This is a genomic window from Paenibacillus sp. Mc5Re-14 (genome assembly GCF_001049835.1).
In the GTDB taxonomy this organism is placed as follows: domain Bacteria; phylum Bacillota; class Bacilli; order Paenibacillales; family Paenibacillaceae; genus Paenibacillus; species Paenibacillus polymyxa_C.
This window is the reverse complement of sequence record NZ_CVPD01000001.1, coordinates 5609790-5624359: the sequence shown is the minus strand read 5'-3', so window position 1 is coordinate 5624359 and position 14570 is coordinate 5609790. Positions and strand designations below refer to the sequence as shown.

Below are 14570 nucleotides of genomic sequence, written 5' to 3'. Positions count from 1 at the left end.
GGTGAGCTGTGCATCGGCGGTGTCGGCGTAGCCCGCGGTTACCTGAACCGACCGGAGCTGACGGCTGAGAAATTCGTAGCCGATCCGTTTGCTGGTGGGGAAGCAGGCTATGAGCGGATGTACCGCACAGGCGATTTGGCGAGATGGTTGCCAGACGGGAACATCGAATATTTGGGACGGATTGACCATCAGGTAAAAATCCGGGTTATCGAATCGAACTGGGCGAGGTGGAAACGCAACTGCTCCAGGTGGAATCGGTACGAGAAGCCGTGGTCATGGCTCGTGCGGATGAAACGGGCCAAAACCAAATGGTGGCCTACTATGTTGCGGGGCAAGAACTCAGTGCCAGTGAGCTGAGAAGTGAGCTGGGCCGAGAACTGCCAAGCTACATGGTACCATCCTACTTTGTACAGCTGGAGCAGATGCCACTGAGTCCAAACGGCAAAATTGACCGCAAGGCTCTGCCGGCACCCGAAGGCAGTCTGCAAAGCGGAGCGGAGTATGTAGAGCCGCGCACTGGAGCCGAACGGGCACTCGTAGCAATCTGGCAGTCCGTTCTGAACGTACAAACGGTCGGTATTTTAGACAACTTCTTTGATCTGGGCGGCGACTCCATCAAGGCGATTCAATTCTCTTCCCGACTGCTTCAAGCCGGGTACAAGATGGATATGAAGGACTTGTTCAAATTTCCAAATGTGAAGGAACTGGCTCCGCATCTTCGGTTAGCGGACAAGCAAACGACCGAGCAAGGCGAGGTCACGGGGAAAGTGGCGCTAACGCCGACCCAATACTGGCTTGCAGAACAAGGGCAAGTGCATGCGTATCCATTTAACCAGGCGGTTTTGCTGCATCTGAAGCAGGGCTTTGACGAATCCGCTCTACGTCAGGCGCTCATGAAGCTAACTGAGCACCATGATGCACTACGGATGGTGTTCAGCAAGACGGAGCAAGGCTATGAAGCATGGAACCGGGAGTACATGAGGGCGAACTGTATCATCTGGATGTATTGAACTTTAGAGATGTCACTGATGAAGCCTTGCTTAGTGCGACGATTGAGGCGAAAGTCAGCGAAATTCAAAGCAGTATTTATGCGCATGAAGGCCCGCTATTTAAAGCTGGTTTGTTCCACTGTGCGGATGGGGATCATTTGCTCATAGCCATCCACCATTTGGTGGCAGACGGGGTATCGTGGCGCATTTTGTTGGAGGATTTAGCCACAGTCTATGAGAAAGCCGTCCATCAAGAAGTGCTTCAGTTACCGGATAAAACGGACTCGTTCCGTTCCTGGTCTCAAAGACTGTACACCTATGCGAATAGTGCAGCACTGGAAGGCGAACGCGCCTATTGGGAGCATCTGAACGCATCCGCTTTGGCTGACCAGGTACGCTTGCCTGAAGATCAAGCACAGGATGGCAAATTTATCTTGGCTGACACGGGTAAAATGGTCGTTAAGCTTTCGGAAGAAGAGACAGAACGGCTATTGAAGCAAGCGCACCGCGCATATAACACGGAAGTGAACGATCTGCTGCTGACAGCTTTGAGCATGATGCTGTACACATGGACCGGTCATGAACGTAGCCTGATCAATTTGGAAGGATATGGACGTGAGGGCATTTTACCAGATACGGACCTTTCTCGTACGGTAGGTTGCTTTACGGTTCAATATCCAATATGGCTGAACATCGGCAGTGATTTTACTTTATCGGGACGCATCAAACAGGTCAAAGAGAGTCTGCGTGATATTCCGAATAAGGGAATTGGCTACGGAATCTGGAGATATTTGAGTGAATCCGGCCAAGCCACGGATCAGCAAGCAGATGCACTGAATCTCGGTCAACATCAAGCTTTTGCCGAGCCACAGGTAAGTTTTAGCTATCACGGACAGTTTGATCAGGAGTTGCAAAACAGTGATATCCGTATGTCACCTTACTCGATTGGATCGGTCGTTAGTGATCAGGTGGAGATGAAATACGATTTCATTGTGGACGCGGGTGTAACCAACGGTATCCTGAAACTGGATATTCGATATAACAGCAAGGTCTTTCGTAAGGACACCATCCAAATGCTGGCTAACCTACTAAAAGCCAATCTGCTTGAAGTTATCGAGCACTGTGTTGCAAGGGAGCAGACCGAATTGACTCCAAGCGATGTACTGTTTAAAGGTCTGACCCTAGAGCAATTAGATACGATTAAGGAGCAGACAAAGACGGTTGGAGAATTGGAAAACGTGTACCGCTAACGCCAATGCAAAAGGGTATGCTGTTCCATAGTTTGATGAATACACAAACCGAAGTGTATTTTGAACAGTTGACGTTTGATCTTGAAGGAGAGTTTGAACCGAGCATGTTTGAGGAAAGCGTGAAGCTGCTCGTAAGCCGTCATGCAATTTTCCGGACAAATTTCTACAGTGGCTGGCATGGTCAACCGTTGCAGGTTGTCTATCGTCATAAAAATCCGAGCTTCCGTTACGAGGATGCCAGAGGGCGTGAACACACTGTAGCTGAATTTGTGACTCAGGACAAAGCTCGAGGCTTTGATTTAGGCAAGGATGCGCTGATGCGTATAGCTGTCTTCCGTACAGGGGATTGCTCATACCGATTTGTATGGAGCTTCCATCATATCCTGATGGACGGCTGGTGTCTGTCACTTGTCATGGAAGAAGTGCTAAGTGCGTATTCGTCTTTGATGAAGAACAGGCAGCCGGAACTACCACCTGTCAGACCATATAGCCGTTACATTGAATGGCTGGAACAGCAGAAAGCGCAGGAAGCGGCTCGCTATTGGAGCGACTATTTGGCGGGCTATGAGCAAAGACCTTGTTGCTTGGTGAGAAAGCGCAGGCTTCTGTAACAGTGCAGAATGAGGATGCAGACGGAAGTGACGGGCGTTCGGATACAGGCTATGTTTTGGAGAAGGTGACCTTTGGGTTAGGTAAAGAGCGGAGTACCGCATTGAAGCGTATTGCAAAGCAACAGAAAGTAACAATTAATACGATTTTACAGAGTGCGTGGGGTGTTATTTTACAGAAATACAATAATAATCAGGATGTGTTTGGTAGTGTGGTATCCGGGCGTCCGGCAGAAGTCGCAGGCGTGGAGAGCATGATCGGTTTGTTCATTAATACAATTCCGGTACGCATTTACAGTGAGCGGAATGCAACATTTGCTGAAATATTAAAGCGTACACAGGAACAGGCTTTGACCTCCGGTCCATATAACACGTTTCCGCTCTACGATATTCAGGCGCTGACTGAACAAAAACAAGACCTGATTAATCATATTATGGTCTTTGAAAACTATCCGATCGGGCAAAAGATATCTCAGGTGATTGATTCCGGCGAAGCAGACGCACATAAAGGCTTATCTATAGCCAATGTGGCAATTGCAGAGCAAACCAACTACGATTTTAACCTGATTGTCGTGCCTGACGAGGATATCACGATCCTGCTGGAATACAATGAACTGGTATATAACCGGTCCGAAATGCAGCGTATCAAGGGTCATATCGAGCATGTCATTAGGCAAATTGTGGAGAATCCGAATATCCGTGTGAGTGAGTTGGAATTGATAACATCGGAAGAACAAGCGCAGATTATTCAGGTTTGGGGCGATACTGCAACAGCTTATCCACAGGATCAGACGTTAAGTGCGGTGTTCGAGGAACAGGTGGCACAGACACCGGATCAGGTAGCATTAATGTTTGGACATCAGAGTCTGACTTATCGGGAGCTGAATGAACGAGCCAACTCATTGGCACGCATACTTCAAGCACAGGTGTAGGACCTGATAAGCTGGTCGGCCTGATGGTGCATCGCTCAGTGGAAATGATCGTAGGTCTGCTGGCCGTTCTAAAAGCAGGCGGTGCATATGTGCCAATTGATCCCGAATTTCCGTCATCTCGTATTCAATACATGCTGGAAGATAGCGAGGCCACAGTGCTTCTGACCAGTCGTGATCTGTTGGAAGAGCACCATTGCAACGCCAATGCAATATTTATTGAGGATGCAGAATTGTATCAGGGAGAAAGCAGCAACCTGGAGGCGATTGCCCGCCCAGAGCATTTGGCTTACGTCATCTATACCTCTGGTTCAACTGGAAACCCGAAAGGGGTTATGCTCCAGCATCGCTCAGTGCTCAACTTTATTACAGGTATGCGCGAAGCAATTGACTTTGAAACGAGTCAAACCATTTTGTCACTGACGACCATTTCATTCGATATTTTTGTCTTGGAAACCATCCTGCCTCTGCTCGGTGGCATGACGGTTGTGCTTGGCGACCGCCAGCATCAGGTGAATCCTCAGGCACTTGGTGAGTTGATTACTCATCATCATATTGAGATGTTGCAAATGACACCATCGCGGGTGCAAATGCTACTGGGTCATGAAACAGGTTCCCACGCACTGCAAAGCGTGAAGGCAATTATGGTCGGGGGTGAAGCCCTACCGTCCAAGCTGTTGGGAGATCTGCAAAAGATAAACGGTCCTCGCATTTACAATATGTACGGACCTACAGAAACGACAGTTTGGTCGACTGTACAGGAACTGACCCATGCTCATCAAATTAATATCGGACGTCCTATCGCGAATACCCAAATATATATCATGAACGCGGATGGGGGATTGCAGCCAATCGGTGTGCCGGGCGAATTATGTATTGCAGGGGAAGGATTAGCCCGTGGTTATTGGAAACGCGAAGAACTAACGGCCGAGAAATTTGTAGAGAACCCGTTTGCCGGAGGCAAAGCAGGCTATGAACGGATGTACCGCACCGGCGATTTGGCGAGATGGATGCCGGACGGCAACATCGAATATCTGGGCCGGATCGATCATCAGGTGAAAATCAGGGGTTATCGGATTGAGCTGGGCGAGGTCGAATCGCAGCTGCTCCAGGTGGAATCGGTACGCGAAGCCGTGGTCGTGGCCCGTATGGACGAAATGGGCCAAAACCACATGGTGGCCTACTATGTCGGGACAAGTAGTCGAGGCCAGCGAGCTAAGAAGTGAGCTGGACGGGAGCTGCCAGGCTACATGGTACCATCGTACTTTGTACAACTGGAACAGCTGCCACTGACACCGAATGGCAAAATCGACCGCAAGGCCTTGCGGCACCGGAAGGCAGCCTGCAAACTGGAGTCGATTATGCAGAGCCGCGCACTATGCAAGAGCGCGCTCTGGTAGCGTCTGGGAGTCGGTACTGGGGCTGCAGACGGTTGGTATTCTGGACAATTTCTTTGATCTGGGCGGTGATTCGATCAAGGCGATCCAAATCGCATCCCGTGCGTTCCAGGCTGGCTATAAGCTGGACATGAAGGATTTGTTCCAGTATCCAACCGTTGAAGCTCTGGCACCGCATATGCACGAGGTCCGTCGTATGGCAGATCAGGAAGAAGTCAGCGGGGAAACGGCGCTACTTCCGATCCAGCATTGGTTCCTTGGCGCAGGAGCGCGAGCGTCCACAGCACTTTAATCAAGCGGTCATGCTCTATCGCGCGGAGGCTTTGAGGAGACGGCAATTCGCCAAGCCATGGATCACCTCGTGAAGCATCATGATGCGCTGCGTATGGTATTCCATCAGACTTCCGCTGGTTATACAGCTTGGACTCGCCATGTAGAGGAAGGCACGTTATATACACTGGAAATGGTAGATTACCGTGAACGGGCCGCTTATGCGGAAGCGCTGGAAGCGAAGGCAACGGAAATCCAAAGCAGCATGGACCTGTCCGCAGGACCTTTGGTGAAACTCGGATGGTTCCGCACAGCGGAGGGCGACCATCTGCTGATCGCCATTCACCACTTGGTGGTGGACGGGGTGTCGTGGCGGATTCTGTTTGAAGATTTCTCGACAGGCTACGAGCAGGCGATCCAGGGCGAGCCTGTACGATTGCCCTATAAAACAGATTCCTTCCAAACTTGGGCACGGGAGTTATCCTCTTATGCTAACCGTCCTGAGGCTGCATCGGATGAAGTCTATTGGAAGCAGCTGGAACAGGTCAAAGCTGAAGCTGCACCACTGCCTAAGGATTTTGCCTACGAGGGCTCCGTGAATGCAGACAGCGAAGTGCTAACGGTGGAGTGGACTGAAGCTGAAAAACCAGCAACTGCTGAAGCAGGCCCATCGCGCCTATAACACCGAGGTCAATGATTTGCTGCTGACCGCGCTGGGACTCCGCGGTGCACAACTGGACAGGTGCAGGCCATGTACTGGTGAACCTGGAGGGACACGGTCGGGAAGCGATCTTGCCAGAGGTGGATATTTACACGTACAGTAGGCTGGTTTACGAGCTTGTATCCAGTGCTGCTGGATACAGGTGCAAACCTGACGCTGGCTCAGCGGAATTAAAGAAACGAAGGAAGGATTGCGCCGGATTCCGCATAAAGGCCTGACCTATGGCACTTGGCGTTACCTGTCCTCTGCGTTGCCTGCAGATGAAGTGGGCACGATCGCAGCCGAGCCGGAAATCAGCTTTAACTATTTGGGTCAAGTCGATCAAGATCTGCAAAACAGTGGAATCACGTTGTCCTCCTACCGTGCAGGGGAAACAGAGGATGCCCATTCACCGTTACTGTACACGCTGGATTTGAACGCGATGATCTCAGAAGGTAAGCTGCGCTTGACGATCGCTTACAGCCGTAAGCAGTATCGTAAAGAAACGCTGGAACGGGTGGCGGGGCTAATGAAAATCTGCTTTGCAGGAGGTCATTGCGCATTGCGCCGCTCAAAAGCAGCCTCAGCTGACGCCAAGTGATGTATCCTTCAAAGGTCTGACGACTGGAGAGCTGGAACAGATCGCGGAACAGGCGGCACGTATTGGTGAGCTGGAAAATGTATACGCACTGACGCCGATGCAGAAGGGCATGCTCTTTTACAATCTGATGGATTCGCAATCGGAGCATATTTTGAACAGGCCTCCTTTGATCTGCGAGGAGAGTTTAATATCGCTGCCTTTGCGGCCAGTTTGGATGTATTGGTGCAGCGGCATACAGTACTGCGTACGAACTTCTACAGCGGCTGGAAGGATGAACCGCTTCAGGTCGTGTACCGGAATAAGCGCAGCGAACTGTATGTTGAGGATTTGCGGGATATGGAGGAAGAGAAGCAAAACGAGTACATGCTCGAATTTACGCGCCAAGACAAGCAAAGAGGCTTTGATCTGGCGCAGGATGCTTTGATGCGTGTCGCTGTTTTGCGCACAGGTGAGGAATCGTACCGTTTTGTATGGAGCTTCCATCATATCGTGATGGACGGCTGGTGCTTGTCACTGGTGACCAACGAAGTGTTTGCGAGTTATTTTTGCGATACTGGCTCATAAACAGCCGGAACTGGCCCCTGTAACGCCGTACAGTCAATATATCGAATGGCTAGAGCAGCAGGATCGTCAGGCCGCATCGAGCTACTGGAGCAAGGTTCTGGATGGATATGAGGAGCAGTCCCGCTTGCCACAGGCAAAAATTCAGGGTAAGACGGGGTATCAGTCGGAGCGTTTGGATTTTTGATTTGGGCGCAGAGCTCACAGCTGGTATTCAGCGCATAGCCAAGCGTTATCAGGTGACCATCAATACGTTGATGCAAACCGTATGGGCCTTTTGCTGCAAAAATATAATGGCACCGATGATGTCGTGTTTGGCAGTGTGGTATCTGGACGTCCGGCAGACATTCCGAATGTGGAGCATATCATTGGTCTGTTTATCAATACGATTCCGGTGCGTATCCGCAGTCAGGTGGACAGCGTATTCTCCGACGTGATGAAGCACATCAGGAGCAATCGATTGCTTCCATGTGTATGATACGTATCCGTTGTATGAAATTCAGGGGTTGTCGGAGCTTAAGCAGGATTTGATTCATCATATTCTTATTTTTGAGAACTATCCGGTAGAGGAGCAAATTGAGCAATTAGGTAGTAGTGAGGCGTCCAGCTTCACGATCACAGGAGCCGAGTCCGTTGAGCAGACCAACTATGACTTTAACGTGGTAGTGCTGCCGGGAAACACCATTCATATGAGCTTTGGCTATAATGCCCTAGCCTTTGAACGGGAAAGTGTGGAGCAAATTCGAGGTCATCTGGTGCAGCTGCTGAAGCAGGTGACAGCGAATCCGAACATTCGTGTACATGAACTGGACATGGTTACGATGCAGGAGCGTAAGCAAATCGTTGAGGTGTGGGGCAATACAGCGGCAGCCTATGCAAGCGAGCAAACGATTCACGGCTTGTTCGAAGCGCAAGCATTAGAGACGCCAGAGCAGACAGCCTTGTTCTTTGAAGGAGAAACGCTGACTTATCGCGAGCTGAATGAACGCGCGAATCGTCTGGCACGTACCTTGCGCAGTCAAGGCGTGACGAAGGATCGGCTGGTGGGTCTGATGACCGAGCGTTCGGTGGATATGATCGTGGGCATCTTCGGGATTTTGAAAGCTGGAGGCGCATATGTCCCTATTGATCCGACGTATCCGGAGGAACGTATCCGCTACATGCTGGACGACTCGGGTGCGAAGCTGCTGTTAACACAAAGTCATCTGATGGACAAAGCAGTTATTGATGGTCAAGTACTGGTATTGGATGGAGCACAAACCGTGTACCACGAGGATGGTTCCAACCTGGAGCCGCTGTCTGGTCCGAAACGATTTGGCGTATGTAATCTATACGTCGGGTACAACCGGGCAGCCGAAGGGCGTTATGCTGGAGCATCACGGGCTCTGCAATCTGAAAAACGTATTTTGATCAGACACTCAAGATTAGTACAACGGATCATGCACTGCTGTTTGCCAGCTATTCGTTCGATGCGGCTTGCTGGGAAATCTTCCAAGCGCTGTTCTGCGGGGCTACGTTATATGTGCCAACAACAGAGACGATTTTGAACTACGAAGCGGTTTGAGCAATATATGGCGGATCACCACATTACGGTGGCTGCTTTGCCACCGACCTATGCGGTGTATCTGGAGCCGCAGCGGATGTCAAGCCTGCGTATTCTGTTCACTGCGGGTTCAGCCTCATCCACCGAACTGGTATACAAGTGGAAGGATCAGGTGGCGTACTACAATGGCTATGGACCAACCGAAAACTCGGTGGCGACGTCCATCTGGCCGGTATCCGAGGATGAAAGGGCAGGACAACTCATTTCCATCGGACGTCCTATGCCGAATCACCGGGTATACATGGTGGATATCCATGGACATTTGGCGCCGGTCGGCGTAGCAGGGTGAACTGTGCGTGTCCGGTCCGGGTCTGGCGCGTGGTTATCTGGATCGTCCAGATCTGACGGCGGAGAAATTTGTAGCGAACCCGTTTGCGGCGGGTGAAGCAGGCTATGAACGAATGTACCGTACGGGGGACTTGGCGAGATGGATGCAAGACGGCAATATTGAATATTTGGGCCGGATCGACCATCAGGTAAAAATCCGGGGCTACCGGATCGAACTGGGCGAAGTCGAGGCACAAATCTTGAAAGTGGAAGACGTGCAAGAGGTCATCGTACTGGCCCAAGCGGACGAGCAGGGGCAAAACCAACTGGTGGCGTACTATGTCGCTGAAAGAGACGTAAGCGCTGGGGAGCTGCGCGGCTTTCTGGGTGAGGAATTGCCAAACTACATGGTGCCTTCGTATTTCATCCAGCTGGAGCAGATGCCGCTGACACCGAACGGCAAAATCGACCGTAAGGCCCTGCCGGCACCGGAAGGCAGTCTGCAAAGCGGAGCGGATTATGTAGAGCCGCGCACAGCACTGGAGCAGACGTTGGTTTCGATTTGGCAGTCTGTATTAGGAACGAAGAACATCGGGATTTTGGATAATTTCTTTGATCTGGGCGGCGATTCGATCAAAGCAATCCAGGTATCCTCCCGCTTGCTGCAAGCGGGCTACAAGCTGGACATGAAGGATTTGTTCCAATATCCGTCCATTTCGCTGCTGAGCGATCATGTACACCCAGTTAGCCGTACGGCCGATCAGGGCGAGGTTTCGGGAAGTGTTAAGCTGACTCCGATTCAGCAATGGTTCTTTGGACAAGCATCGGCAGAGCCGCACTATTTTAACCAGTCGGTGATGCTGAATAGAGCAGAAGGCTTCGACATAGGCGCATTGCATCGCACGGTGACCCAGATGACGAAGCATCATGATGCGCTGCGTATGGTCTTCCGTCAGACGGAACAGGGCTATGAAGCGTGGAATCGCAGTGTGAACGAAGGCGAGCTGTACAGTCTGGACGTTGTGGATTTGACGGATGTGCAAAACATGGCAGAGGTGGCAGCCGCAATTGAGATGAAAGCCAATGCCATCCAAAGCTCCATTCATCTGGATGAAGGACCGCTGGTGAAGCTGGGACTTTTCCGCTGCATGGATGGAGATCATTTACTGATTGCCATTCACCATTTGGTTATAGATGGGATCTCATGGCGGATTGTGTTTGAAGATTTTGCGACTGGATATGAACAGGCCGTTCGGGGAGAAGCGATTCGCTTGCCTTATAAAACGGATTCGTTCTCTGCTTGGCAGAGCGGTTGTCTCAATATGCGAACAGTCCGGCCATTGACAACGAACGCGAATACTGGCAGCGTCTTGCTCACATGGAAGTTGCATCGCTGCCTAAGGATCGAGACAAAGCGGCAGGACAGCCTTTTTGGGTCAGAGATAGTGAGACGGTGACCGTAGCTTGGAGCGAACAGGAAACCCGGTTGCTGCTTCAGGAATCACATCGTGCGTACAATACGGAGGTCAATGATTTGCTGTTAACCGCACTCGGCAGCGCATTGTACAACTGGAGCGGTCAAAAGCGTGTGCTGGTCAATCTGGAGGGGCATGGCCGGGAAGCTATTGTTCCAGATATGGATATTACACGTACCGTGGGCTGGTTTACAAGTCAGTATCCCGTGCTGCTGGATGTCGATGGAAAGGCGGAAGTAGGGCAGCGCATCAAGCGGGTAAAAGAGGACCTGCGTCATGTGCCGCATAAGGGTATTGGTTACGGTATTTTGAAGTATATGTCTTCGGATAATGCGATCCTTCCTTGAATCTGCAGCCTGAGATCAGCTTTAACTATTTGGGACAATTTGATCAGGATTTGGAACAGAGTGACATCGTGCTGTCTTCGCATACGGACGGAGAACCGATGAGTGGTTATACCGTGCTGGAGCAGCCGCTGAATGTGAACGGCATGATTACAGCAGGCGTGCTGACCTTGGAAATTCGCTATGACAGCCAAGTATATCATCAGCAAAATGTAGAGAAGTTTGCCCGGCTGCTACGGGAAAGCTTGCAGGAAGTAATCAAGCATTGTGCCTCCCAAGAGCGGAGCGAACTAACGCCAAGCGATGTCTTGTTCAAAGGCTTGTCGTTGGAACAACTGGAGCAATTAACGGAGCAAACGGCTTCTGTGGGTGAACTGGAAAATGTGTATGCTCTTTCTCCCATGCAGAAAGGGATGCTGTTCCATAGCTTGATGGAACCCGACTCAGGTGCATACTTCCAGCAAGCCTCGTTTGATCAAAAAGGCAGCTTCGATGTTGCTGTTTTCCGCAAGAGCCTAGATCTGCTGACACAGCGTCATGAAGCGCTGCGGACGAATTTCCATCGGTTTGAGACCGGACACGGTCAGGAGCCATTGCAACTGGTGTTCCGTCACAAAGATAGCGATCTGTCCTTCAAGGATGTACGCGGAATGCCGAAAGCAGAACAACAGGCGTATATCCAGGCGTTGAAGCAGGAGGATCAGGCTCGGGGCTTTGATCTCGGTACGGATGCACTCATGCGCGTACAGGTATGGCAGACCGATGAAGAAACGTATCACTGGGTTTGGAGCTTCCATCACATTATCATGGACGGCTGGTGCTTATCGCTCGTTACGGGTGAGGTGTTTGGTACGTACTTTGCGCTGCTGGAGCAGAAACAGCCGGAGCTGGCTCCGATCACACCGTATGGCCAATATATCGAGTGGCTAGAGCGTCAGGATGAACGTGCGGCAAAAGAGTATTGGAGCAACTATTTGGCGGGCTTTGAACAGCAGACGTTGCTGCCTGGATCGGATACTGCATCGAAAGACCACGTGACGGACAGCAGGGAACATGCGGTATCCTCGACAGCAAGCGAAGCCAGCGAATATGTTTCTGAAAAAGTAACGGTAGATCTGGATCCAACGTGGAGCGAAGCCATGTACCGGATTGCAAAGCAGCAGCAGGTCACGATCAATACGCTGATGCAGAGCGTGTGGGGCGTTATTTTGCAGCAATATAATAACAATGAAGATGTTGTATTCGGCAGTGTCGTATCTGGACGTCCGACGGATATTGCTGGCGTAGAAAATATGATCGGTCTGTTCATTAATACGATTCCGGTTCGGATTCAAAGTGAACGAAATGCCACGTTTGTCGAAATCATGCGGAACACGCAGGAGCAAGCGCTGGCTTCGGGGTATATGACAGCTTCCCGCTGTATGAAATTCAGGCGCTGACCGAGCAGAAGCAGCATCTGATTAATCACATTATGGTATTTGAAAACTATCCGGTAGAGGAGCAAGTCGAGCAGTTGGGTGAAGTTCGTCCGTCTGCATTTGACATTACGAATGTAGAGGTTGTTGAGCAGACGAACTATGATCTGGATTTGATTGTGATGCCGGATGAAACCTTCCGCATCATGTTCAGATACAACGCGAATGTGTACGACCGGTCTACGATCGAGCGGATGCAGGGACATGTACTGCATGTCATCGGGCAAATCGTGAACAATCCGCATATCCGTGTGAATGAGCTGGAATTGGTGACACCGGAAGAACAGGCACAGATCGTTCAGGTATGGGGAGATACAGCGGCAGCCTATCCGCAGGATCAGACACTAAGCAGTCTGTTTGAGCAGCAGGTCGCGAACATGCCGGAGCAAGTCGCGGTACTGTGCGGTGAAGAGTCGCTGACCTACCGTGAGCTAAACGAGCGAGCCAACCGTTTGGCCCGGACGCTGCGTGCGGAAGGGGTGGAACCGGATCAGCCGGTGGGCATTCTGCTTCACCGTTCGCTGGACATGATCGTAGGTATCTACGCGATCCTCAAGGCAGGCGGAGCTTATGTACCGATCGATCCGGAATATCCGGCCGACCGCATCCGCTTTATGCTGGAGGACTCGGGCGCGAAGCTAGTGCTGACGCAATCGCATCTGGCGGAGCAAGCATCGCTGAGTTTCGACGGCCGGGTGCTGGTGCTGGACCGTGAGGACATCTATCACGAAGATGGCTCGAATCTGGAGCCCTTGGCCGGACCGCACCATGTGGCCTATGTGATCTATACCTCCGGTTCCACCGGAAAACCGAAGGGCGTGATGGTGGAACACCATTCCGTGCTAAACCGGATTTTGTGGATGCATGATCGGTATGGCCTAAGCGTGGAAGATACGATTCTGCAAAAGACCGCCTTTACCTTCGACGTGTCGGTGTGGGAGCTGTTCTGGTGGTCGATGGTCGGCTCAAAGGTAAGCCTGCTGTCGGTCGGCGGGGAAAAGAACCCGGAAGACATCGTCGACACGATTGCCCGCGATGGCGTGAGTACGATGCACTTTGTACCAGCCATGCTGCATGCGTTCCTGGATATGTGGAAGCAGCAGCCGCGGGATGTGATGCGAGCGAAGCTAGGCACACTGCGCCATGTCTTTGCCAGTGGCGAAGCGTTGCCGCCACAGCATGTGGCGGGTTCCAGCGGCTCGTGTCGAGCCTAGCCGGAGCGAAGCTAGTCAACCTGTATGGCCAACCGAAGCGACGGTGGACGTATCGTACTTCGATTGCGAGCCGTCAGAGGAATATGCGGTTATTCCGATCGGAAAACCGATTCAAAACATTCGTCTGTACATCGTGAAGGAAGGCACGGAGCAATTGCAGCCAATTGGTGTGGCAGGTGAACTGTGCATCGGCGGTATCGGCGTAGCACGAGGTTATCTGAACCGTCCGAGCTGACGGCCGAGAAATTTGTAGCTGATCCGTTTGCTGGCGGGGAAGCAGGGTATGAGCGGATGTACCGTACCGGCGATTTGGCGAGATGGATGCCGGACGGGAACATTGAATATCTGGGCCGGATCGACCATCAGGTGAAAATCCGGGGGTACCGGATTGAGCTGGGCGAGGTCGAAACGCAGTTGCTCCAAGTGGAATCGGTACGAGAAGCGATTGTCATGGCTCGTGCAGATGAAACGGGACAAAAACACATGGTCGCCTACTATGTCGCGGGGCAAGAAATCAGTGCCAGCGAGCTGAGAAGTGAGCTGGGGCAGGAACTACCAAGCTACATGGTGCCGTCCTACTTTGTACAGCTGGAGCAGATGCCACTGAGTCCAAATGGCAAAATCGACCGCAAGGCACTGCCAGCACCGGAAGGTAGCCTGCAAAGCGGGGCCGATTATGTCCCGCCGCGGACGTGGGTGGAAGTGAAGCTGGCGCAAATTTGGCAGGATGTGCTGGGCCTGGCGCAAGTTGGCGTGAAGGAAAACTTCTTCGAGATTGGCGGACATTCGCTGCGGGCGACGACACTAACCTCGAAGATTCATAAGAGCTGAACAAGCAGCTTCCTCTGCGCAGTATTTTTGAAGCACCAACGATTGAACAACTGGCA

17 protein-coding genes and 3 pseudogenes are annotated in these 14570 nt (G+C 51.5%); all 20 read left to right on the top strand.

Annotation, left to right across the window (positions count from 1 at the left end; genetic code table 11):
* Window positions 1-357 (top strand): AMP-binding protein (locus BN1546_RS28255; RefSeq protein WP_255305565.1); only part of this gene is annotated, 357 nt, incomplete at its 5' end.
* A complete protein-coding gene (locus BN1546_RS28250) occupies window positions 276-1010 on the top strand; it encodes a phosphopantetheine-binding protein (protein ID WP_255305564.1) in 735 nt (244 codons plus the stop codon). The genes BN1546_RS28255 and BN1546_RS28250, both read left to right, overlap by 82 nt.
* The gene (locus tag BN1546_RS28245) at window positions 962-2239 is read left to right on the top strand and encodes a condensation domain-containing protein (protein WP_255305563.1); all 1278 of its coding nucleotides are present in this window, start codon (window positions 962-964) and stop codon (window positions 2237-2239) included. Before BN1546_RS28250 ends, BN1546_RS28245 begins: the two co-directional genes overlap by 49 nt.
* 35 nt (window positions 2240-2274) lie before the next feature.
* Window positions 2275-2850, top strand: a complete 576-nt coding sequence (locus tag BN1546_RS28240; RefSeq protein ID WP_255305601.1) for a condensation domain-containing protein — start codon at window positions 2275-2277, stop codon at window positions 2848-2850.
* A 2-nt stretch (window positions 2851-2852) separates the two neighbouring features.
* Window positions 2853-5002, top strand: a pseudogene (locus BN1546_RS28600) (amino acid adenylation domain-containing protein).
* Between the two features lie 73 nt (window positions 5003-5075).
* Entirely contained in the window at window positions 5076-5465 is a 390-nt protein-coding gene (locus BN1546_RS28230; protein WP_255305562.1) for a phosphopantetheine-binding protein, read from the top strand.
* 69 nt (window positions 5466-5534) lie between these two features.
* Window positions 5535-6125: a condensation domain-containing protein gene (locus tag BN1546_RS28225; RefSeq protein ID WP_255305561.1), complete on the top strand. Its 591-nt coding sequence runs from the start codon at window positions 5535-5537 to the stop codon at window positions 6123-6125.
* A 44-nt stretch (window positions 6126-6169) separates the two neighbouring features.
* Window positions 6170-6382 (top strand): hypothetical protein, encoded by a 213-nt coding sequence (locus BN1546_RS28220; protein WP_255305560.1) that lies wholly within the window; start codon window positions 6170-6172, stop codon window positions 6380-6382.
* On the top strand, window positions 6355-6744 hold the full coding sequence (locus BN1546_RS28215; protein ID WP_255305559.1) for a condensation domain-containing protein: 390 nt from the start codon (window positions 6355-6357) through the stop codon (window positions 6742-6744). The genes BN1546_RS28220 and BN1546_RS28215 overlap by 28 nt, the downstream gene beginning before the upstream one ends.
* Before the next feature lie 81 nt (window positions 6745-6825).
* A complete protein-coding gene (locus BN1546_RS28210; RefSeq protein WP_369690608.1) occupies window positions 6826-7308 on the top strand; it encodes a condensation domain-containing protein in 483 nt (160 codons plus the stop codon).
* Window positions 7277-7783 (top strand): annotated as a pseudogene (locus BN1546_RS28595) (condensation domain-containing protein). Before BN1546_RS28210 ends, BN1546_RS28595 begins: the two are co-directional and overlap by 32 nt.
* A pseudogene (locus tag BN1546_RS28195) lies at window positions 7776-8495 on the top strand (AMP-binding protein); the annotation flags it as partial. The pseudogenes BN1546_RS28595 and BN1546_RS28195, both read left to right, overlap by 8 nt.
* Before the next feature lie 37 nt (window positions 8496-8532).
* Complete coding sequence (locus BN1546_RS28590; protein ID WP_369690607.1) at window positions 8533-8715, top strand: AMP-binding protein; 183 nt, start codon at window positions 8533-8535, stop codon at window positions 8713-8715.
* A 161-nt stretch (window positions 8716-8876) separates the two neighbouring features.
* Entirely contained in the window at window positions 8877-9197 is a 321-nt protein-coding gene (locus tag BN1546_RS28190) for an AMP-binding protein (RefSeq protein WP_255305555.1), read from the top strand.
* A gap of 7 nt (window positions 9198-9204) precedes the next feature.
* On the top strand, window positions 9205-10632 hold the full coding sequence (locus BN1546_RS28185) for a condensation domain-containing protein (RefSeq protein ID WP_255305554.1): 1428 nt from the start codon (window positions 9205-9207) through the stop codon (window positions 10630-10632).
* Window positions 10554-10997 (top strand): condensation domain-containing protein, encoded by a 444-nt coding sequence (locus BN1546_RS28180; RefSeq protein ID WP_369690597.1) that lies wholly within the window; start codon window positions 10554-10556, stop codon window positions 10995-10997. The genes BN1546_RS28185 and BN1546_RS28180 overlap by 79 nt, the downstream gene beginning before the upstream one ends.
* The gene (locus tag BN1546_RS28175) at window positions 10994-12433 is read left to right on the top strand and encodes a condensation domain-containing protein (protein WP_255305553.1); all 1440 of its coding nucleotides are present in this window, start codon (window positions 10994-10996) and stop codon (window positions 12431-12433) included. Before BN1546_RS28180 ends, BN1546_RS28175 begins: the two co-directional genes overlap by 4 nt.
* A complete protein-coding gene (locus BN1546_RS28170; RefSeq protein WP_369690606.1) occupies window positions 12412-13683 on the top strand; it encodes an AMP-binding protein in 1272 nt (423 codons plus the stop codon). The genes BN1546_RS28175 and BN1546_RS28170 overlap by 22 nt, the downstream gene beginning before the upstream one ends.
* Window positions 13649-13918, top strand: a complete 270-nt coding sequence (locus tag BN1546_RS28165) for an AMP-binding protein (RefSeq protein WP_369690596.1) — start codon at window positions 13649-13651, stop codon at window positions 13916-13918. Before BN1546_RS28170 ends, BN1546_RS28165 begins: the two co-directional genes overlap by 35 nt.
* Window positions 13867-14514 carry a non-ribosomal peptide synthetase gene (locus BN1546_RS28585; protein WP_369690595.1) on the top strand — a complete coding sequence of 216 codons (648 nt, stop codon included), beginning with the start codon at window positions 13867-13869 and terminating at the stop codon, window positions 14512-14514. Before BN1546_RS28165 ends, BN1546_RS28585 begins: the two co-directional genes overlap by 52 nt.
* Window positions 14515-14570: the final 56 nt, after the last annotated feature.

Coding starts and splice junctions, on each gene's coding strand:
- BN1546_RS28250 (WP_255305564.1), top strand. CDS start 276: ATGGCTCGTGCGGATGAAACGGGCCAAAACCAAATGGTGGCCTACTAT.
- BN1546_RS28245 (WP_255305563.1), top strand. CDS start 962: ATGGAACCGGGAGTACATGAGGGCGAACTGTATCATCTGGATGTATTG.
- BN1546_RS28240 (WP_255305601.1), top strand. CDS start 2,275: ATGAATACACAAACCGAAGTGTATTTTGAACAGTTGACGTTTGATCTT.
- BN1546_RS28230 (WP_255305562.1), top strand. CDS start 5,076: ATGGCAAAATCGACCGCAAGGCCTTGCGGCACCGGAAGGCAGCCTGCA.
- BN1546_RS28590 (WP_369690607.1), top strand. CDS start 8,533: ATGGTCAAGTACTGGTATTGGATGGAGCACAAACCGTGTACCACGAGG.
- BN1546_RS28190 (WP_255305555.1), top strand. CDS start 8,877: ATGGCGGATCACCACATTACGGTGGCTGCTTTGCCACCGACCTATGCG.
- BN1546_RS28180 (WP_369690597.1), top strand. CDS start 10,554: ATGGAAGTTGCATCGCTGCCTAAGGATCGAGACAAAGCGGCAGGACAG.
- BN1546_RS28165 (WP_369690596.1), top strand. CDS start 13,649: ATGTGGCGGGTTCCAGCGGCTCGTGTCGAGCCTAGCCGGAGCGAAGCT.